The organism is Streptococcus mobilis, assembly GCF_059727625.1.
This window is the reverse complement of record NZ_AP041823.1, coordinates 263,017-283,506: the sequence shown is the minus strand read 5'-3', so window position 1 is coordinate 283,506 and position 20,490 is coordinate 263,017. Positions and strand designations below refer to the sequence as shown.

Annotated in this window: 14 protein-coding genes and 1 tRNA gene; 5 read left to right on the top strand and 10 right to left on the bottom strand. The window is 45.2% G+C overall.

The genetic code is table 11. From position 1 onward, the window contains the following. Positions 1-43: 43 nt before the first annotated feature. From AC6IZR_RS01460 to AC6IZR_RS01450, 3 genes are all read right to left on the bottom strand, one after another. Positions 44-172, bottom strand: coding sequence for a YSIRK-type signal peptide-containing protein (locus tag AC6IZR_RS01460; RefSeq protein WP_141751792.1), 129 nt, complete (start codon positions 170-172; stop codon positions 44-46). 104 nt (positions 173-276) lie between these two features. Continuing rightward, a complete protein-coding gene (locus AC6IZR_RS01455) occupies positions 277-7,077 on the bottom strand; it encodes an Ig-like domain-containing protein (protein WP_497848639.1) in 6,801 nt (2,266 codons plus the stop codon). A 215-nt stretch (positions 7,078-7,292) separates the two neighbouring features. Next, on the bottom strand, positions 7,293-7,814 hold the full coding sequence (locus AC6IZR_RS01450) for a Dps family protein (protein WP_003001978.1): 522 nt from the start codon (positions 7,812-7,814) through the stop codon (positions 7,293-7,295). 169 nt (positions 7,815-7,983) lie between these two features. On the opposite strand from AC6IZR_RS01450, the gene AC6IZR_RS01445 reads away from it, so the two are divergent. Further along, on the top strand, positions 7,984-8,454 hold the full coding sequence (locus tag AC6IZR_RS01445; protein ID WP_497848638.1) for a COG2426 family protein: 471 nt from the start codon (positions 7,984-7,986) through the stop codon (positions 8,452-8,454). A gap of 127 nt (positions 8,455-8,581) precedes the next feature. Here AC6IZR_RS01445 and tsf read toward each other — a convergent pair whose 3' ends face one another. Together tsf and rpsB are read right to left on the bottom strand one after the other, a co-directional pair. Then, positions 8,582-9,622, bottom strand: a complete 1,041-nt coding sequence (gene tsf, locus AC6IZR_RS01440; RefSeq protein ID WP_003001949.1) for a translation elongation factor Ts — start codon at positions 9,620-9,622, stop codon at positions 8,582-8,584. Positions 9,623-9,703: 81 nt separating this feature from the next. Beyond that, complete coding sequence (gene rpsB, locus AC6IZR_RS01435; RefSeq protein ID WP_003002189.1) at positions 9,704-10,486, bottom strand: 30S ribosomal protein S2; 783 nt, start codon at positions 10,484-10,486, stop codon at positions 9,704-9,706. Between the two features lie 264 nt (positions 10,487-10,750). Between rpsB and AC6IZR_RS01430 the strand changes: the two genes are divergently transcribed. Then, positions 10,751-10,821, top strand: a tRNA-Cys gene (locus AC6IZR_RS01430). Between the two features lie 144 nt (positions 10,822-10,965). Continuing rightward, entirely contained in the window at positions 10,966-11,724 is a 759-nt protein-coding gene (locus tag AC6IZR_RS01425; protein ID WP_480992558.1) for a hypothetical protein, read from the top strand. A 50-nt stretch (positions 11,725-11,774) separates the two neighbouring features. Here the strand turns inward: AC6IZR_RS01425 and nusG are convergent, their stop codons facing one another. The 3 genes from nusG to rpmG all read right to left on the bottom strand — a co-directional run bounded on the left by nusG (position 11,775) and on the right by rpmG (position 12,837). After that, on the bottom strand, positions 11,775-12,311 hold the full coding sequence (nusG, locus tag AC6IZR_RS01420) for a transcription termination/antitermination protein NusG (protein WP_003002077.1): 537 nt from the start codon (positions 12,309-12,311) through the stop codon (positions 11,775-11,777). 187 nt (positions 12,312-12,498) lie between these two features. Next, positions 12,499-12,675 carry a preprotein translocase subunit SecE gene (gene secE / locus AC6IZR_RS01415; RefSeq protein WP_003002261.1) on the bottom strand — a complete coding sequence of 59 codons (177 nt, stop codon included), beginning with the start codon at positions 12,673-12,675 and terminating at the stop codon, positions 12,499-12,501. 9 nt (positions 12,676-12,684) lie between these two features. Beyond that, positions 12,685-12,837 carry a 50S ribosomal protein L33 gene (rpmG, locus tag AC6IZR_RS01410; RefSeq protein ID WP_003009043.1) on the bottom strand — a complete coding sequence of 51 codons (153 nt, stop codon included), beginning with the start codon at positions 12,835-12,837 and terminating at the stop codon, positions 12,685-12,687. 144 nt (positions 12,838-12,981) lie between these two features. Between rpmG and ypfJ the strand changes: the two genes are divergently transcribed. Further along, positions 12,982-13,896 carry a KPN_02809 family neutral zinc metallopeptidase gene (ypfJ, locus tag AC6IZR_RS01405; protein ID WP_024055188.1) on the top strand — a complete coding sequence of 305 codons (915 nt, stop codon included), beginning with the start codon at positions 12,982-12,984 and terminating at the stop codon, positions 13,894-13,896. Positions 13,897-14,229: 333 nt separating this feature from the next. Here ypfJ and pbp2a read toward each other — a convergent pair whose 3' ends face one another. Next, on the bottom strand, positions 14,230-16,464 hold the full coding sequence (pbp2a, locus tag AC6IZR_RS01400; protein ID WP_497848637.1) for a penicillin-binding protein PBP2A: 2,235 nt from the start codon (positions 16,462-16,464) through the stop codon (positions 14,230-14,232). A gap of 103 nt (positions 16,465-16,567) precedes the next feature. Between pbp2a and AC6IZR_RS01395 the strand changes: the two genes are divergently transcribed. Next, entirely contained in the window at positions 16,568-17,431 is an 864-nt protein-coding gene (locus AC6IZR_RS01395) for an RluA family pseudouridine synthase (RefSeq protein ID WP_497848636.1), read from the top strand. 194 nt (positions 17,432-17,625) lie between these two features. Here the strand turns inward: AC6IZR_RS01395 and AC6IZR_RS01390 are convergent, their stop codons facing one another. Then, entirely contained in the window at positions 17,626-20,421 is a 2,796-nt protein-coding gene (locus tag AC6IZR_RS01390; protein ID WP_497848635.1) for a GBS Bsp-like repeat-containing protein, read from the bottom strand. Positions 20,422-20,490: the final 69 nt, after the last annotated feature.

Sequence of the window (20,490 nt, the reverse complement as noted above, 5' to 3'; positions counted from 1 at the left end):
GACATCGCTCGTTTCAACCCGTTCTTCACGTGGTTCACTCCTCTCAGCTTGTTCCTCTGCGTAACTGGTAGTAGCTCCTAAAAAAACAAGTCGCTACGACTACCGAGCAGACGCCCACTGAGAGTTTACGAATGCCAAATCGATTTCTCTGATCAACTAATCTTTTTCCCATATTCTATTCCTTTATGTCACCAGGTAAAGAGGGTGGGGCTTCCCCATCCTCCTTCTTTTTACCTGTGAACTTTTCACCGTATTTTGCTAGTTTCTCTAGCTGTTTTACTTGGCCTTATTGGCTCTTTTTTTCTGATCGTCCAGCACAGCACTGGCAAGGCCTGCCGCTAAGATTCCAGCAACGAGGCTTGCGACGCTTTCTTCCGTTCCTGTATTTGGTAATCTTCCTTCGGAAACTGGAGCAGCTGAAACTGCTGGTGTTTGAGCTGTTTTCTCGACTTCCTCTCCTGCTGCATCTGTCCCTTCCTGGCGCACCGCTTTGACCTCAAGAGATGCTTGAGGAGTTGCGGTAGCTACTGGTCCTTCTGAGACATGAGAAGTCTCTGGGTTCGGAAGCGGTTGTGGCTCTGGCTGCGGTTGTGGTTCTGGTTGTGGAGTGTCTGGAAGCACTTCTTTCGTGCCCACCTCTGTGATTTCTGCCACTGGATCTAGCTCTACAAAGGCATCCAGTTCCTTCCGGCTTTCCACACCATTTTCTTGAGAAACTTCCACCAAGCGCAATTTGCGGCCTTTTTGACCTTCTTGAACCACACGTTTCTCACCTTTTGGAAGATCCGCATTTGGACGTTCTAGGCGTTCAAAGCCCATCTCTTCTGGCTCAATCACCAACTCTGGTTTGGTGTGGACCAGATTCTTAACCCCTTCTTCGGGAATGGCTGAGCCTGTAGGTGCTTTTGCGGATAGAGAAAGTTGATATACTTTTTCGAGCTTGCCATCTTCTGAGACAACCTTGACAAGAACCGGAGCATTGGCACTTTTAGCATCGATGACCGTAACGGCTGTTCCATTCTTGCCTTGTGCTGAAACGATTGGACGGTCTCCTTCATACTCTATATGATAATCTGTCACATCTGGTTGAAAGCCTTCTAGGTCTTTGCCATTCACTTGGATGGTGACATCAGTTGTTGCCTGAGCCTCTTCTGTTGGGGCATAGGCGCTCAATTCAATGATTCCGATTCCTTTTAGATGTTCATCACGGACCATTCTTAAACGGATGGCTTTAGTTCTGGTTTCGTTGAAGCTGAGATTAGAGATATAACCAGGTTCAAAGGCATAATCCAAGCTATACGGGATTTCTTCCCAGTTAGAGGCCTGGTTAAATGGATGATCTGGAAGATTCTTCAGATTGCCATAATCATCCGGAACATCAAAGTCTGGACCAATATAGCGTTCAAGAACCGTTTTCGTTGGCAGGCCTGTTTCCTGATCTGCAAAGAAGTCGACTGCTACTTTATTGACCAAACGCTCTGTTACTTGACCATTTTTCTTGAAGATGAGACCAGCAAACACTTCAGTTTGATCAGGCTCTCTCTTCCAGTTGGTCCAACGGTAGTACTCATTGTAGCCACCATCATTGATGTAATCGATATAGTCGATTTGATTTGGATCGAGATCGTTTGTTTCACTAGCAAATGCTCTGGTATCCTCTGCATTGTAGTCACGGTTCACAGAGAGGATTTCTCCTGTCTTTTCTGACACCCGGACGGTCAGCTGAGCTGTCAGATCATAGCCAATGACTTTTCCTTCCAGCGTGAAGCTACCTTCGTGAGAAAGTGCATCAGCTGGTAGAGGCTGCCAGTCCACCGTAAGTTCCTTGCGTTCATAGCCTGTGTCCCCTTGGAAATAAACGCCTACGGTAGATGGTAGAACCAGATCTTGACCGACTTTCACAAAACGTCTGCCTGCTTCTACTGCTACTGGAGCAGCTTGTTTCAGTTTTTCTGCATCACTTGTGAGATGGAGGCGGTATTCTTGTAAGATAGTACCATCTTCTGCTTTATGGATGACACGGATTGGCTCACCTTCATGGACGCTTGGCACAACCGTTGCAAGGCCGTGATGGCTGGCTGTCGCTTCCACTTGTGGATAAGCACGATCACGCGCATCGATGTAGTAATCGGTCACACTTGGGTTGACACCTGGCAATACATCGCCATTGACGCGAATGGTCAACTGGCTCTTTTCTTCTGCCGCCACCTTATTGGCAAAGATCTGAATCTCTGAAATAGAGCTTCCACGCTTGCCTTCTGGCGTCTTCATACGGATCCGAACGGCATAAGTGTCGACCTTATCAAAACTGAAATGATTCATCTTACCAGCTGCTACCGGTTCTTCAACGGTTAGGTTGCTGACTTCTTTCCAGTTAGCTGGATTGTTAAATGGATGGTCTGTTTCGTCTTTGACACGATTTGGATTGCTTGGAACTGTTGGGATTTGTTCCCCTGTATAGTACTCAATCACATATTCACTTGGAGCTCCAACGCCGTGGTCTTCGTGGAAACCAACATGGAGGTTGTCCACTGCTCGCTTGGTCAAGATACCAGAATCCCCAAACAAGATACCGACAGAATCTTCCGCATTGTTACGACCCCAGTTGGTCCAACGGTTAGCTGGAGCATCGGTAAAGGAGATGACTTTATCATTGACCTTAGCAACTGGATCTGCATCGTTAGAGTCACTTGCAAAAGCGAGTGGCAAGACTGAGCCTGTCCATTGTTCTGCTACGTTGGCCCCCTTGACTGTATTTGCAGAAACACGAATATGAAGACGGGTTGGAAGATCCGTTCCTTCTACACGACCGGCTAGGACAACTTCTCCTTCTTTGGCCAAGAGCTGCGGATCGACCGCATCCCAGGCCACCTTAGCAGTATAGGTCTTGCCATTAGAGTGATAGGTCCGTACGCTTTCTGGAAGGGCTGGTTTTTCACCGACTGGCGTTGTCGTGCTGACTTCTTCTACAGCGATAATGCCTTCAACCGTCACTTGGGCTTGAGCTTCTTTCTCCACACCCTCTACATGACCGGTGACTGTAAAGCTATGGTAATCCTTGACTTGGTCTGCTGTCACGGCATCCCAGGTCACGCGTTTTTCTTTAGGGAATCCCTTGTCATACTCGACCAAGACGGTCTCTGGAAGAGCTGGCAAAACGTTTCGATCCGTACTAATCCGTACAGGACGCACCTTGACAACTGTCTTTTCTTCTGGATTTGGCGTGATAGTAAAGCTGACTTCTCCCGTTTGTCCTTGGAAGTTGGCTTCTAAATGAACCAATCCTGCTTCTCGCAATTCCAAACCTTTATTGGTTGCGACGGCTTTTCCTTGGCTACCAGCTCTTGTTTTCACATCGATTTGATCTGCTTTGAGACTTGCCTGGCTACCATCTTGGTAATGGGCAATGACTTCAAGTGGTACCGTCTGGTCTTCCTTGAGTTCCTGTCCTTCTGGCAGACGCAATTCTAGGCGCTCAATCTGTGGACTTTCTTCTTGGAATTGAACCACATAGGTCTGGACAGCTCCCGTATCCTTAGCAGTCACAAAGATTTGGGCTTTCAAACCATTTTCACGGTTAGCTTGTAGAACTGTCACTTGGGCATTTTCTGCACTAGCTGTGACTTGACCTGGCTCTTGACCATAAGCGAGGGAACGGAAAATGGTATGGTTGCCACTACCAAATTTTGGAAGAGCTACTCCATCTAGCTGAACCGTTGGTTTCTTAGCCTTGGCTACATCTCCTCCTGCAACCACTAGCGTCGCTTGGACCGTTTCCCCATTGCCTAGGAGACCTGTCGCCTTCAAGCGAGCACCTGGTGTGGACAACTGATCTTCTTGACCAGCTTCCAAGGTCCATTGATCAACTTCATAGTGAGCAGTGGTCCCATCGGTGAAGACTAATTGCACAGCTTTATCCACTGTCGCTAGATCTGCTCCCTGTGGGATTTGTTTGATGACTGGAAGGACTTGTTCCACGCCGATCACATCGACCAGAGCTTCGACCGTGCGTCCTTGAACATGTCCTGTCACACGGACTTGGCCAGCACGACTATAGTCTGCCGCATCCCATTCAACGGTTTCTTCTTGGGCCTTGCCATCACTATAGACCACATTGACCTTACTTGGTAAGGTTGGTTTTTCTCCTAGATAAGCACTTTGTCGAACAGGTTCCACACCTAATACAGTGCGTTCTGCTTGGTCCTTCTTACCTGTAAAGAGGCTGACTTGGTCTGATTGCAAGCGATCTGAGTCTGCATACAGGGTAAAGGCACCCGCCTGCTCAGTTGATTTGACAATGACCACCCCTTTGCCGTTGAAGGCTTTGCGTTGCCATGAGCCATCTTCCTGCGCTTTGTAGCGTTCACGGCTGGCTTGTTCCCCATTATCGACACCGACAATTTGGCCTTGTCCATGCAAATGGAAATGCACCAAATTATTGGCAGTTGGCACGACACGGCCTTCTTCATCGACGATCTCATAGGTAATATAGGTCAAATCCTTACCGTCCGCTGCGATCGCGTGTTCTTCTTTCAACAAACGAACACCCGCAGGCTTGCCGGCTGTTTCGACTTGATCTTTCGCGATCACTTCTCCTGCTTCGTTGCGCGCAATAGCTTCTACTTTACCTGGTACATAAGGGACCAACCACTCTAGATAGAGTTCATCTGGATTTGCCCCTTCTTGGTAGGTCCGGCCATCAGCTGTGGTCTTCTTGGTAAAGGTCTTCACTCCTTGTGATTCCCCATTGACAATCAATTCCACACTGTGGGCATTGGAGAAGGTCCGAACAGGGATCCGTCCTTCTTCATCCATGACTCGATTGGCTAATTCTGGATTGTCCCAGTTCCAGTGTGGCAAGAGATGGACCATCGGATGTTTCTCGGCCGATACCCATTGACTTTGGTAAAGATAAAAATCATTCTTTGGAAGGCCAGCAGTATCGACAATACCGAAATAAGAACTTTTCACAGGTGTGTCATTTTGGTTGTGCCATGGGGTTGGCTCACCGATATAGTCCGTACCAGTCCAAATAAATTGTCCTGCATAGCCGGCATGATCGCGGTCAAAGGTCCAAGAGGCGGTCGCTGTCCGACCCCAACCAACCCGGTCATTGCCGTAGTCTGATTGTTCATAGTGGCGGTCTTCTTGGTTGCTACCGACCCACTCTCTTTCAGGGTGATAGTAAGAGCCCCGTGTCCGCGTTGCAGAAGAGGTTTCAGAACCATAAATGAGCCAGTTTGGATGTTTAGCGCGTAGGCTTTCATAGTTAGCCTCTGAATAGTTAAATCCAACTGCATCGAGCTCTGCCGCTACCTTTTCATGCCCTCCTGATCCATCACCAAAGCGGAATTTATCAGCTCCCATGGTGACATAGCGAGTTGCATCCACGTCCTTGATGGTCTTGACCAGACGACGAACGGTTGCGACAGATTTGTCTGAACCATCTGCTTCACCGACTTCGTTACCGATTGACCACATGACAATGGCTGGATTGTTCTTGTCCCGCTCTACCATGGTCCGTAGATCGTAATCTGACCAAGTATCCCCCTTACGAGCTTCTGGGTGAGTGGCATCTTTTTCAAAGAAACGACCATAATCGTATTGCTTCTTGCCACCATACCAGGTATCAAAGGCTTCTTCTTGGACCATCAAGCCCAACTCAGCAGCAATTTTTAAGGTTTGTTCACTGGCTGGGTTGTGGGTCGTCCGGATGGCATTGACTCCCATGTCCTTCATCTGTTTGAGACGACGGTATTCAGCCTTGTAATTTTCCTCAGCTCCAAGAGCCCCGTGGTCATGGTGAAGGGATACCCCGTGGAATTTCGTCGCCACCCCATTGAGGAAGAAGCCACCTTCTGGTGTCCAGTTGAGATAGCGATAACCAAAGCGTTCCTTTTGCACATCCACCAACTGCGAATCCCGATAAACCCGCGTATACAAGGTATAGAGAGCTGGATGATCCGTTTTCACATCCCAGAGGGTTGGTTTTTCAACATGGAGGGTTTGAGATAGGTTGATCTCTTGACCTGCTAAAACAGCTTGTGCTTCACTGCGCGTTTTTTCGCTCACCACTTGGCCATTTTGATCGACAATTTCATATTCCGCATAAATACTATGAGCTTGATCATCTTGGTTGACAATGCGGCTCTTCACCACTGTATCCACTGCCCCGTTTTGCTGTTTTTCCAACTGAGGGGTCGTAATCGTAGTCCCATACTGCGCTAAATGAACCTTGTCCGTTACACTCAGCTTAACATCCCGGTAAATCCCGCTACCAGAATACCAGCGGCTACTTGGTTGTTGATTGACCACATGAACGGCGATGGTATTCTCGCTTCCATCCGCATTCAAATAAGGAGTAATATCATAAGAAAAGGCATTGTAGCCATTTGGATAATGACCAACGAATTGTCCGTTTACATAGACTTTGGAATCCATATAAACCCCGCCAAATTCCAAGCGGACCTTCTTATCTAGATCCTTGTCGTCCAAACGGAAGGTCTTACGATACCAAGCATCCCCACCGTTTAATTGCCCCCCTTCATTTTGAGCAGGAGAGTTGTGATCGAAATCAAAGAAAATAGACCAGTCATGAGGAAGATCTAATTTTTTCCAATCCTTGACATCCACTTGACGCCCTTCTGCACCAGGAGCCGCATTTAATTTAAAATACCAATCTTTATTAAAATCACGTTCTCGATCTTGCACAATATCCTCCGCCACACGATTTTGATTTGGAGCAGCAGTTTCCTCCGTTCCTGTAGCACGCTCAGATGAAGCAGAAACGGGCTGGCCTTCGCCTTGAGGCGCTGGCTTTTCCTCAGCTCTGGTAGGGGTGATGACAGCTGGAGCTTCTGAAACCCTTGCACCAGCTTCAGGAACTTCCGCTTCTGATTTTTCCGTCACAACACTTGGTGTCTCCATCGAAGTCGGTTCACTTTCGAGGCCTGGCTTTTCTTCCGCATAGACCCTTGAAAGACCCAAGGCAGAAATCCCAATCACAACAGAACAAGCTCCAACTGAGAGCTTACGAATACTAAAAACAGGACGCTTTTCAAAAAAAGACTTTCCCATAAAAACCTCCTCTTAGGATTAACAATTTAATTTGTAAGCGCTTTCTTATACCTGCGAACGCTTACAGAAAATCACATATTAACTATACCAAAAAAATAGGAGCGATAGGCCTCGATTTCGCTCCAACTATAGTTAGATTAAGAATTCCTTTAATTAGTGGAAATCTCCTACAAACCAAAAAAATAGAAGCCAACGGCTTCTATTTTTTTATGATCTTATAATCCTGGTTCTTGACCAAGTTCAGCAGCCACCATCCAAATGTTCTTTTCAAGTTCTGCTTTAGCCCCAACAAAGATATCGTTGGTTACATCGTCGCCTTCAGCATCTGTAACATCCAAAGCTTTTTGGTAAAGGCCATCAAGGTAATGGAAGATTTCAAGAACACGTGTCAAGCTTTCTTCTACATTTTTCGTAAATGTTCCACGGCGTTCTTCAATATTGCTGTGTTCCAAAAATTCAGTCATGCTAGAATAAGGAGCTCCACCAAGAGTGATCAAGCGTTCGCTCACTTCATCCAAGGTTGCATCCAAGCTGTCCATGTATTCATCCATTTTTGGATGCCAAACCATAAAGCCACGTCCACGCATATACCAGTGTACTTGGTGAAGGGCAATGTGAGCGACGTAGAGATCTGCTACGACTTGGTTCAAGAGGGCTTTTGTTTCTGGAAGAGTTTCTTTATTAGAAGGTGCAAAAGTTGCTACATCAGTAGCTGCTTCATGTTTCATAGTTGTCATATCGTTTCTCCTTTTTTATAATGATTCTAATTAACTATGTCTTTATTATATGCTTCCTCATTCAGAAAGTCAAGATAAAAGATTTAAAAAGTTCATTCCAAAGCTGGAATAGTTGTCAATTGAAGGAAGATACGATAGAATGAAGAAGACTAATCGAAAGGCTTGACTAATGAAATATATCTTTACCTTCCTGATCTCCATGGTGCCCCTTGTTGAATTGCGCGGGGCCATCCCTTTTGCCATTGCAAATGGTATTCCCTTATGGACAGCGCTCCTGATCGGCGTGATCGGAAATCTTCTCCCTGTCCCTCTGATCTTCTTCTTCGCCCGCCATATTCTTACTTGGGGGGCAAAAAAACCAATTATCGGAGGCTTTTTTAGCTGGTGTCTCAATAAGGGCCATAGAGGCGGACAGAAATTAAAAAAAGCTGCAGGAGACAAGGGAATCTTCTGGGCCTTATTGCTCTTTGTGGGAATTCCTCTTCCGGGAACTGGTGCCTGGACTGGTGCCCTTGCAGCTTCTATCCTTGACTGGGACTTCAAACGCAGTAGCCTCGCAGTCATGCTCGGAGTGATCCTAGCCGGCCTCATCATGGGAACCCTGTCCCTGCTTCTAGGAATCGATACCTTCGCACATTAAGCAAATGAATGACCCCATAATATCAATTCACATAATATTTTCTCTGAATCTTTCCTTAAGTGAGTTATTTAGATGAATTTATATTACAAAAAAGAGGTTTCCTTCGAAACCTCTTATTTTTTTATTCTTAGTTGTTAAGAGCTGCTGCCATTGTAGCTGCAACTTCTGCTTCAAAGTCATTTGAAGCTTTTTCAATACCTTCACCAACTTCAAAACGAACGAATTCGATAACTGAAGCATTTACTGATTCAAGGTAAGCTTCAACTGTCTTGCTGTCATCCATGATGTAGACTTGTGCAAGAAGAGTGTAGGCTTGGTCAACTTTTGTGTTGTCCAAGAAGAAGCGATCCATTTTACCTGGGATGATTTTATCCCAGATTTTTTCTGGTTTACCTTCAGCTGCCAATTCAGCTTTGATATCTTCTTCAGCTTGAGCAACTACTTCGTCAGTCAATTGAGCTTTAGAACCAAATTTCAAGTGTGGAAGAGCTGGTTTACCAACCATTGCACGGCTTTCGTTATCTTGGTCGATGACGTGGTTCAATTGTGCCAATTCATCTTTCACAAATTGTTCATCCAATTCTTTGTATGAAAGAACAGTTGGTTTCATTGCAGCGATGTGCATTGAGATTTGTTTAGCAAGTGCTTCGTCTCCACCTTCGATCACAGAGATAACACCGATACGTCCACCGTTGTGTTGGTAAGCACCGAAGTGTTGTGCATCTGTTTTTTCAAGCAAGGCAAAACGACGGAATGAAATTTTTTCACCGATTGTAGCTGTTGCAGATACGTATGCAGCTTCAAGAGTTTCACCTGAAGGCATTGTCAAAGCAAGAGCTTCTTCGTTGTTAGCTGGTTTACCTTCAGCGATGACTTTTGCTGTTGCGTTTACCAATTCAACGAATTGAGCGTTTTTCGCAACGAAGTCAGTTTCAGCGTTTACTTCAACTACTGCTGCAACGTTACCATTGACATAAACACCAGTCAAACCTTCAGCGGCAACACGGTCAGCTTTCTTAGCTGCTTTAGCCATACCTTTTTCGCGAAGCAATTCGATCGCTTTTTCGATATCACCTTCAACTTCAACCAATGCCTTTTTAGCGTCCATGACACCGGCACCAGATTTTTCACGCAATTCTTTTACAAGCTTAGCTGTAATTTCTGCCATTTTTGTTCTCCTATATTTTTTAATAAAATAAGAGGGTCGGGCTGAGCCCTGCCCTCTTAGGTTCGTTACTTATTGAATGAATTAAGCGTTGTCGCCTTCTACAACTTCAACGATTTCTTCGATTGAATCAGCTTGACCTTCAGTAGCTGCCAATTCAGCTTCTACTGTAGCAACACTGTCTTCACCTTGACGTCCTTCGATAACAGCATCAGCCATTTTTGCAGTGATCAATTTAACAGCGCGGATAGCGTCATCGTTCGCTGGGATGATAACATCGATATCATCTGGGTCAGTGTTTGTGTCGACCATCGCTACAACTGGGATACCCAATTTCTTAGCTTCTTTAACAGCGATTTGTTCTTTATGTGGATCCACAACGTACATTACGTCTGGGATACGAGGCATGTCTTCGATACCGCCCAAGAATTTTTCAAGACGAGCGCGTTGTTTGTTCAACAATGCAACTTCTTTCTTAGGAAGAACTTCAAAAGTTCCATCTTCTTCCATGCGTTTGATTTCTTTCAAACGAGCGATACGTTTTTGGATTGTTCCCCAGTTAGTAAGAGTTCCACCCAACCAACGGTGGTTGATGAAGTATTGACCTGCACGAACAGCTTCTTCTGCAACAGCATCAGCAGCTTGTTTCTTAGTACCTACGAACAAGATCACTGCATCGTTTGCAGCTGCATCACGCATGAAGTCGTATGCTTGGTCTGCATATTTTACAGTTTGTTGCAAGTCGATAACGTGGATTCCGTTACGTTCTGTGAAGATGTACTTAGCCATCTTAGGGTTCCAGCGACGAGTTTGGTGACCGAAGTGTACACCAGCCTCAAGAAGTTGTTTCATTGAAATTACTGCCATGAGTAGTTTCTCCTTTTTTGTTTTTTTCTCCTCTCTCAGACGTCAACTTGCAGCACGACCACAAGGGCAACGGTGCCACAATGGATCCGAGATGAGTATTTGCTGTCTTAGACAACTCTATAAGTATAGCAGAAATCACTAGAATTCGCAAGCTATTTGAGAGATTTTTTCAATCCCTACGATGAAATGGTTTTCTAAAGTTGTTTGACGTAAAAAGTTTTTCTTGACCTATCTTGTTTTTTAGGTTACAATATTATATGTTATGGCGGTATAGCCAAGTGGTAAGGCACGGCTCTGCAAAAGCTTGATCGTCGGTTCAAATCCGTCTACCGCCTTGATAATAAAATTTTTTATCATCTTTTATCTTTTAAAAATTCCCCTAGCAATAGGGGGTTTTTTTGTTGCCATTTGCTCCATTCCTTGATTATTGATATAATAAAACCTCGCCTGATCGGCGAAGCACATTAGAAAGGGTATTTATGAAAAACATTCGTTTCTTTACGATCGGCCTTCTTTCACTAGTGACACTAGCCGCTTGCTCACCTGCCAATTCTGCGCAACCAGCAAAAACAGCTTCTAGTTCTAGAAAACCGATCAAACAATCCTCAACAAAAAAATCATCTAGTAAATCGTCGAGCACTTCTTCAGACAGCAGTAGCTCAGATGATTTTTCAGGTCGCTTCAGTTTGGATCCAGATGATGGCGCATCTCTCCAATATGTGCCAGGAGCTGCATCCATTCCTGAGATCGAAAAGCTCAAGAACCTCCACCCTACCACCGGTTTTGTATTGAGAACCGAAGATGGACAAGAGGTTGGTGGGCCAAAAGAAAGAAGCAGTTACGATGACGTAGTTGCAGCCTTTGGTCAACCCGTAAGTAGCTCAGACAGTGCGAATCCTGGTGATGGAGTCAATGTTTGGGCAACAGACAATGGCGATATCATGGCTTTCTTCCGCAATAATGTGTTAACAGATATCACCTTCCAACTAAGAGGGGGCGATGCCAACCACCAGTCTACTGGCAGCATTTCCAAATCCGATACACCAAAAACGGCCCTCGAACGTCTCGGAAAACCCTATGCCATTATGCGTTCAGAAAATGGTACCAGCTATGTCTATAAAGATAGTAACGGAGATGAATCTAGCTTCTCTACACAAGGAAATAAGATCTTCAATGTTACGTCTACTGCAGAAACCAAGCAGTTAAAAAAGATCACTGGGCTAGATAAAAATCAATAACGATCCATACAAAGAACCCTCCAAGTTTTTCTTGGAGGGTTCTATTTTTCTTACAATTCAGCAATTTGGTTCAAATTCACTTCTGCAACCGTATCGTTACCGAACATAGAAATGACCATTTTCACCTTGTTGTTATCAATTTCAGTGATCTTACCAGTATAGTCTGTGAAAGCACCGTCGATGATGCGAACTGTGTCGCCCACCTTGACATCCAAATCAAACTCTTGAACGGTTTGACCCATAGAGAGCAAGATGCTGCGGATTTCTTCTTCCAACAATGGAGTTGGTTTTGAACGGTTCCCGTGGGATCCAACGAAACCAGTAACGTTCGGTGTATTCCGAACGACAAACCAAGCTTCATCTGTCATGACCATTTCTACCAAGACATAACCTGGGAAGCGATTTTCTTCGATTTCTTTTGTTTTACCGTTTTTCTCAACTTGTACGGTTTGAGTCGGAATCTCTACGCGCAAGATGTTTTCTAACATATTGTAAGTTTGCGCACGTTGCAAAAGATTCTCTTTTACCTTGTTTTCATATCCTGAGTAGGTTTGTAGTACAAACCAGCCTTTATCAAAACTGTCCATTTGGGCATCCTTTCTTTCTGTTTAGCCTGCTCGAGCTTTTGTGAACATACTAAAAAAAGCCTCTTGGCTTTCCTTTTCCTAGCTTCATTATACCACATTTTGCAGGAATGCAAAGAGGTTTGCTGATTTATTTTTAAGAAAAAACCGCAAAAAGTGGGACCCTGGGGATCCCACCTGGCTTCTTTTCTTAAAAGAAATTGATCATGTGCAATAGGCCACGTGCAATGACTTTGTCGAACAAATAAATCAATGCAACAAAGAAAGCGGTGTACTCAATCACTGAGATAAAGTTTTTCCATCTTTCCTTGCGATTTGGCCAAGTTGTATCTTTTAGTAAGACGAAAATATCTTTAATGAATTTCACAACTCTCTCCTATCGTGTTTCTTTATGGATGGTATACTTGCTGCAATGCTTGCAGAATTTATTGACTTCTAGACGTGTTGGTTTTGGCGTCCCACTCAACTTAATGGAGTAATTGCGTGACCCACAAACCGTACACGCTAGACTTGCTTTTTTTAATGCCATAACGCCTCCGTTCACCCCATTATAGCAAGTTTTCCACGTTTTGACAAGAACAGAAAATCTCCTGTCAAGAAAAAAGCAAATCTAAAGCGTTATCACTCTGGTTTTTTCCTCATTTTTGGTAAAATAAAACAAAAGGAGACGAATATGAAAAGTGATAACCTAAAAGAAAGTAGAAATATCGAAGACCGTCGAGGGCAAAGCTACTCCCAATCTTCAGGCAATAGTAATCTTGGTGGGGGCATTTTACAAATCTTGCTATCGCCCGGAAGCTTCAAGAGTAAGATTGTCCTCATCCTTCTTCTGGTTCTTCTAGGAGGTGGTGGCGCTAGTCTTGGTGGACTCTTTGGAAACGAGACTTCTTCCCAACCTTACCAGTCCACCCAAGTCACGCGCACCAACAAGACCCATGTCGACGATGCAGATGCCGAGTTCGTCAGCAAGGTCCTTGGAACAACAGAAGATCATTGGCACAAGGTCTTTCAAGCCGAAGGACGGACCTACCAGGAGCCCAAACTAGTCTTCTATACCGGACGGACGCAGACAGGCTGTGGGGTTGGACAAGCATCGGCTGGTCCCTTCTACTGTCCGACCGACAAAAAGATTTATTTGGATATGAGCTTCTACAAGGAATTGACAACCAAATACAAGGCAAGCGGGGACTTTGCCATGGCCTACGTGATCGCCCACGAAGTCGGCCACCACGTACAAAATGAGCTGGGAATCCTTGGCAAATACCATCGGATGCAACAAGGCCTTTCTGAAAAGGAACGAAATGCCATCAGTGTCCGTATCGAGCTACAAGCCGATTACCTAGCAGGTGTCTGGGCCCGCTCCATTCAAGACCGAAACCTTCTAGATATCGGCGATATCGAAGAAGCCATGAATGCGGCTCATGCAGTCGGGGATGATACTCTCCAGGAGCAAGCCTACGGCTACTCGGTACCAGATAGCTTTACCCACGGAACTTCCGAGCAACGCATGCGCTGGTTCAAACGGGGCTACCAGTACGGGGATCTCCAACACGGCGATACCTTTAGCTTGTCAGATAGTGAACTTTAAACAAAGGTCTATTCAGAAATCCTTCTGAATGGATCTTTTTAGAATATAGACAAATTGCATTTTACATAAAACAATCTAAGTAACGTTGAAAAATTAAAATAATTAATACTATTAGGATCATTTCAACAGAAACTTTCCGCCGTGAGAAAAGTGCTAGAAACACTATTGTTTCTAGCACTCGGGAGTTTTGGAACCTTAGGTCCAAAACTAAGTCATGGAACTTCTTCGAAGTTCGCTGACATCCGTAATCACCTAAGGAAAGTTTCTAAGAAGACTTTGTCTTCTTCAATCTGCAAAAAACGATTCAGAAATCCTTCTGAATCGTTTTTTTGATTAGAAACCAAGCCAGCCTTTGAAGGTATCCCAAGCGTTTTTCGCTTTTCCTGGGATATCGGCCTCGTCGATTGCTTTCTTCGCATCATCAACCATATTCGACGCCTTTTCTTTGACATCCTCAAAGAAACCTTTGTCTTCTTTGCTATCTGTTTCTGTCGTTTCTTCTCCGACTGGCGCAATGCCATTTTCAGCATAAGAGTTCTTCACCGAGTCAAACTGGGTACCATCTGTATAAGGCAGAACACTGTTGGCAACATTGCGGAAGATCTCGGACGCCGTTCCAGCACTACTGTCCGTCAGGTAGTGATTTTCATCGGTCGTTGGGAAACCAAGCCACTGACTGATGACCACATCTGGCGTGTAGCCGATCACCCATTGGTCTCCAGAGAGGTCCTTGTTAAAGCTGGTCTCTGTCGTACCGGTTTTCCCTGCCATGGTATAACCATAAGGCGCAGCGTTAACCCCTGTACCATTACTAAAGGTACCTAGCATCATATTGGTCATCTTATCTGTCGTTGAACCACTGAGCACTCGGGTTGATTTCTGGCTGTGGCTCTTGACCACTTGGCCGCTTGCATTTTCAATCTTGGTAATGAGGTGGGCATCATTCATGACACCACCATTGGCAAAGGTTCCATAGGCTTGGGCCATCTGCATCGGATTGGTTGTCACACCAGCTCCCAAGGCAACAGCAAGCGACTTGTCCACCTTGTCCATGTTGAGTCCGAATTTTTTCCCGTACTCAAAGACCGTATCGAGACCCAAATCATTAGCGGTCGCTACGGCTGGAAGGTTAAGGGACTCTGCCAAGGCCTGGTACATCGGTACCGTTGGGCTAGACTGGATTCCCGCGTAGTTATTGACCTCATAGCTTCCATATTGGGTGGTACTATTGTCCAATTCCTTATTGGTCGACCAACCTGCCGCAACGGCTGGGCTATAGACGACTAAAGGTTTGATGGTTGATCCTGGACTACGGGCAGCCTGGGTCGCATAGTTATAGGTACGGAAACCTGGATTTTGATCGCTTCCGACACGCCCTACGAGAGCCCGAACCCCTCCGGTCTTAGGATCAAGGGCGACACTACCAGATTCCGCGCGCGTGCCGTCTTCCGCTACTGGGAAGAGGGCCGTATTGTCATAGATCACCTGCATGCTTGCTTGGTAATTCTGATCCAGCTCGGTGTAGATCCGGTAGCCATTTTTGACAATGTCTTCTTCGGTCAGGCCGTATTCATTGACCGCCTCATTGATGACCGCATCAAAATAGGATGGGTAGCGGTAATCCTCTGACTTGCCTTCATAGGCATCGACCAGCTGGCCATGGATATCGACAGCAGCAGACTGATCAGCCGTTGCCTGGTCAATATAACCAGCCGCCACCATATTTTGGAGGACCGTATTGCGGCGATTGGTCGCATTCTCTACCGAATAGAGCGGGTTATAGATCTCAGGTCCCTTGAGCATACCGGCGAGAACAGCAGACTGATCCAGGCTTAATTGACTGGCTGAAACCCCAAAATACTTCTTGGAAGCATCCTCAATTCCCCAAACCCCATTTCCAAAATAGGCATTGTTGAGGTACATGGTGAGGATCTCTTTTTTACTATATTTCTTATTGATTTCAAGCGCTAGGAAGAATTCCTTGGCCTTACGCTCCACCGTCTGGTCCTGAGACAGGTAAGCATTCTTGGCTAGCTGCTGAGTGATGGTCGACCCACCACCTGAGCGACCCAGGGTCAAAATCGCTAAGAAGAAGCGACCATAGTTAATCCCGCTATTCTTGTAAAAGCTCCGGTCCTCTGTTGCGACCACGGCATTTTGCAGATTCTCACTAATGGCATCGAGTTCGACATAGGTTCCTTTTTGCCCGGTCAAACTTCCCGCCTGGTCCCCATTCTTATCATAGATAATGGTAGTCGCCTTCAGTGCATTCTGCAAATCCTTGACGTTGGTCGTCTTTGCGAGGTAGAAGAGATAGCCCCCTGTCAAGAGGCTAAAGCCTAGCCCAATGATCAGGAGAATCTTAGTCAAATGGAAGCGACGCCAAAAACGACGGAAGGGGTGCTGAGAGAGAGGTTTGCTTCTGTGCTTGCCTGAGCGACTATAGATCGGCTCTACTGTCTCTTCCGGTAGTTCCGTGTCTGGCACTTCTTCTGCCACCGTTTTGGGCGGATGATCCTTTCTAAAAAAAGTGATCAGGTTTTCAAATAATTCTTTTATTCTATTCATACCTGTTATTGTAACACCTTATCCTTGTCCTAGCAAGAAAAGATGGCTCATTCCCTTCTCCCATTTAGTTTTCTTTAAGCTTAGATTTTGCTACAATAGGGTCATGAACTATCAATTTACCATTCCACAATCCTTTCCCCAGATGACTGTGAAAGAGTTGCTTGAGGACTACTTCCTCATTCCCCGTAAGATCCGGCATTTTTTACGAACCAAGAAGCACGTCTTGGTCAATGGCGAGACCATCAACTGGCAGAGCCCCGTTCAAAAAGGAGACCAGATCCAGCTGATCTTTGACGCGGACGATTACCCTGAAAAAGAGCTCCCAGCCGGAGACCCGAGTCTGGTCGAAGAACTCTATCAGGATGAGCATGTCATCATCGTCAATAAGCCCGAAGGTATGAAAACCCATGCCAATGAGCCGACAGAAATTGCTCTTCTCAACCATGTTTCCAGCTATGTTGGATCTACCTGCTACGTCGTGCATCGGTTAGACAAGGAAACCAGCGGAGCGATTTTATTTGCCAAAAATCCTTTTATCCTGCCCATTCTCAACCGCATTTTGGAAGATAAAAACATCCAACGCGAGTACTGGGCCTTGATCCAAGGCAGCTTAGCACAAAAGACCATCGTCTACAAGGATAAAATCGGACGCGATCGCCACGATCGGCGCAAGCGCCTGGTCGATCCACGAAAAGGTCAGTACGCAGAAACTCAGGTGACGCAACTGAAAAAAATCGGGCGAAACAGCCTGGTCAAATGCCAGCTCAAGACGGGGCGCACCCATCAGATCCGGGTGCATCTCTCCCATCATGGGCACCCGATTGTCGGGGATCCTCTCTATAACCCTGCACGCGGAGAGCGACTCATGCTCCATGCTCACCGCTTGATCTTCACCAATCCATTAACCCTTGAAACCATCCAAGTCGAGGCCCCTTCTAAGAGTTTCGAAGAAGGGTTGAAAGACTAAAAAAAGAAGCCACAAAAAATAGGCTGGACAAAAACTGTTCAGCCTTTTATATTTGATAGAAATAACTGTATGACGCAGTGGTTGATTGGCATCTTTGTTCTCTTTTTAAGCTCCAAAGATGACCTAATCAACTGTGCGGGGGTGGGAAGACGAACTCTTTTTACTAGTCGGAGTTCTTTCCCACTCCCTTTTTATTATTGATAGCGTGGGGTTGCAAATCCACGGATATTGCCATGTCCGATTCGGTAGGTATTGCGACGGACTTGGTTGTTGGAGTTTCCTTCAATGGTATGAATGATCCCATTTGAGACGCTCTCAACAATTCCGATGTGATCCGCAAAACCATTATTTGGCTGACTATCTTGATCCCAGTTAAAGGTGATGATATCCCCTGCTTTTGGTGTAGAAGCACCATTTTCATTCCAAATGCCCAAGCGTTTGAAGATCTGGATGTGACGTTCAACTCCACATTCACGGCCAATCAAACCACTCAAACCTTCCCGCTGGAAGACTGTTGTGACAAAGATATCACACCAGTCATCGGTCGTCTTCACTGCATAACCAACCGGAAGTGGTTTGACACTGTTATAATCGTTGACCAATTGATGGTGAGCTGCAGTTCCTCCACGAACGCCCACTAGACTAGCTGCTGCCCGCAAGACACGGTCCCGTTGTCCATTCGTTACACGAGGACTAAAAGCTGTTTGATCTACTGTCGCACGGGGATGAAGGGCTGTTTGACCAAGGTTAAAGCCTTCAACGCCACCATCGACATAATCCACATAGACGTGAGTGGTATAGTTACCTGATTGGTACTGGTGATTTGCTGCAGAAACCTGCACTTCTGTATGCATTCCAGAAGGTGCTGTTGAATACCAGAAAAGATTTTCTTGGTGTGCTTGAGACCAGGCTGCGACACGGATATTCTTAATCCGACGTCCCTGAGGCGCTTGATCTACCGTTACCGTATAGGTTCCAGCACCAGAATTGACGTTCTTAATAGAAGCTTGCGTCTTGGTCATGGCATTTCGGAACTCCACTTCTGTAGTCGTAGTACCAACACCTACACGAGAACCATCATTTTGGATATAGTAAAGGTGAACATGGTACTTACCAGTAGAATTCTTATGATCGCTCGCTTTGACCGAGACCTTGTAGTCTCCATTTGATTGGCGAGTCGCTTCATACCAACGGATGTCGTCTTGGCCGTCCTTATCAGACCAAGTTGGGACTTGAACGGTCCGCACACCTTTAGGACTGTAGACATCCTTGATAATGACGTCAAAAGTACCCGCATCCTTGTTGTTGTTTTGGATTAAGAGAGTGCCAGAAAGACGGGCTTGACGCACTTCTGTCGTAATTTCTGTAATATAGTTTCGTTGATTATTTTGATCTACGTAATAAACATGGACGTTGTACTTACCATCCTCATTTTTATGATCTGAGGCTTTGATGGTTGCACGGTAGCTGCCATCACTTTGACGGACTGCTTTGTGCCATACTAGATCATCAGGCCCGTTCGAATCTGACCATGTTGGGATTAGAACTTCTTTCAATCCGTTTGGAGCTACTACATCGCGAACAACTGCTTCAAACGTACCTGTTACAGTATTGTTGTTCTCAACAGTCAACGTACCGCTTGCACTAATCGGCTTTGTTTGATATACATTTGTAGCAGTGCTTGCCACATATTCTTTTTTCCCTAAGTCATTAACATAATAGGCGTGAACCAAATATTTACCTTGAGAATTCTTATGTTCACTTGCTTTGATAACTGCTTTATAGCTACCGTCACTTTGACGAATTGCTTTGTGCCATACTAGATCATCTTGACCATTTGTTTCACTCCACGTCGGAATCAGAACTTCTTTCAAGCCATTTGGAGATACTACATCGCGAATAACTGCTTCAAACGTACCGTTCTCAGTATTGTTGTTCTCAACAGTCAACGTACCGCTTACATTGGTCGGTTTTGTTTGATATACATTTGTAGCAGTGCTTGCCACATATTCTTTTTTCCCTAAGTCATTAACATAATAGGCGTGAACCAAATATTTACCTTGAGAATTCTTATGTTCACTTGCTTTGATAACTGCTTTATAGCTACCGTCACTTTGACGAATTGCTTTATGCCATACTAGATCATCTTGACCATTTGTTTCACTCCACGTCGGAATCAGAACTTCTTTCAAGCCATTTGGAGATACTACATCGCGAATAACTGCTTCAAACGTACCGTTCTCAGTATTGTTGTTCTCAACAGTCAACGTACCGCTTGCATTGGTCGGTTTTGTTTGATATACATTTGTAGCAGTGCTTGCCACATATTCTTTTTTCCCTAAGTCATTAACATAATAGGCGTGAACCAAATATTTACCTTGAGAATTCTTATGTTCACTTGCTTTGATAACTGCTTTATAGCTACCGTCACTTTGACGAATTGCTTTGTGCCATACTAGATCATCTTGACCATTTGTTTCACTCCACGTCGGAATCAGAACTTCTTTCAAGCCATTTGGAGATACTACATCGCGAATAACTGCTTCAAAGGTTCCTGTTTCAACATTATTATTTTCAATTGTTAGCGTGCCACTTGGCTTCTCTACTTTCTCAACCGGCAAACTATTATCTTCTGATTCTACCACTCGTGCGCGTGCGCCATATGGTGCACGACTAGCTACCACAGCTTGTGCTGGTTGCTCTGATACAACCTTGTCGCTAGTGCCCTTGTCAGAAGACTGGTTATTGCTAAGAGTCGGTGTGACAGGTGCTGCCTCTGTTGCAACGGTATTTTCTGTCTGAATACCTTTCTCAACTCTCACTCCTTCGCTCACGGTATTCTGTGCTTCTGATGAAGTTGTTGCAACGATAGCTGATGTATTTTCTGGTGTTTGATCGGACGCATGTTGCTCATCGGCTTTGACTTGTTGTGTCGAAAAAGCAAACAAAACGGCTGTCCCAGCATAAAAAATAAGATCTTTCTTTTTCATGTATCTTCCTTACAATTTTTTATACGGATTGTACCCACATAGTAGTATTATAGCACAAACCGCCGGATC

Bases quoted from the DNA above. Each gene is read 5' to 3' on its own strand.
- AC6IZR_RS01460 (WP_141751792.1), bottom strand. From the start codon at position 172: ATGGGAAAAAGATTAGTTGATCAGAGAAATCGATTTGGCATTCGTAAA.
- AC6IZR_RS01455 (WP_497848639.1), bottom strand. From the start codon at position 7,077: ATGGGAAAGTCTTTTTTTGAAAAGCGTCCTGTTTTTAGTATTCGTAAG.
- AC6IZR_RS01450 (WP_003001978.1), bottom strand. From the start codon at position 7,814: ATGACAACTATGAAACATGAAGCAGCTACTGATGTAGCAACTTTTGCA.
- AC6IZR_RS01445 (WP_497848638.1), top strand. From the start codon at position 7,984: ATGAAATATATCTTTACCTTCCTGATCTCCATGGTGCCCCTTGTTGAA.
- tsf (WP_003001949.1), bottom strand. From the start codon at position 9,622: ATGGCAGAAATTACAGCTAAGCTTGTAAAAGAATTGCGTGAAAAATCT.
- rpsB (WP_003002189.1), bottom strand. From the start codon at position 10,486: ATGGCAGTAATTTCAATGAAACAACTTCTTGAGGCTGGTGTACACTTC.
- AC6IZR_RS01425 (WP_480992558.1), top strand. From the start codon at position 10,966: ATGAAAAACATTCGTTTCTTTACGATCGGCCTTCTTTCACTAGTGACA.
- nusG (WP_003002077.1), bottom strand. From the start codon at position 12,311: ATGGACAGTTTTGATAAAGGCTGGTTTGTACTACAAACCTACTCAGGA.
- rpmG (WP_003009043.1), bottom strand. From the start codon at position 12,837: ATGGCATTAAAAAAAGCAAGTCTAGCGTGTACGGTTTGTGGGTCACGC.
- ypfJ (WP_024055188.1), top strand. From the start codon at position 12,982: ATGAAAAGTGATAACCTAAAAGAAAGTAGAAATATCGAAGACCGTCGA.
- pbp2a (WP_497848637.1), bottom strand. From the start codon at position 16,464: ATGAATAGAATAAAAGAATTATTTGAAAACCTGATCACTTTTTTTAGA.
- AC6IZR_RS01395 (WP_497848636.1), top strand. From the start codon at position 16,568: ATGAACTATCAATTTACCATTCCACAATCCTTTCCCCAGATGACTGTG.
- AC6IZR_RS01390 (WP_497848635.1), bottom strand. From the start codon at position 20,421: ATGAAAAAGAAAGATCTTATTTTTTATGCTGGGACAGCCGTTTTGTTT.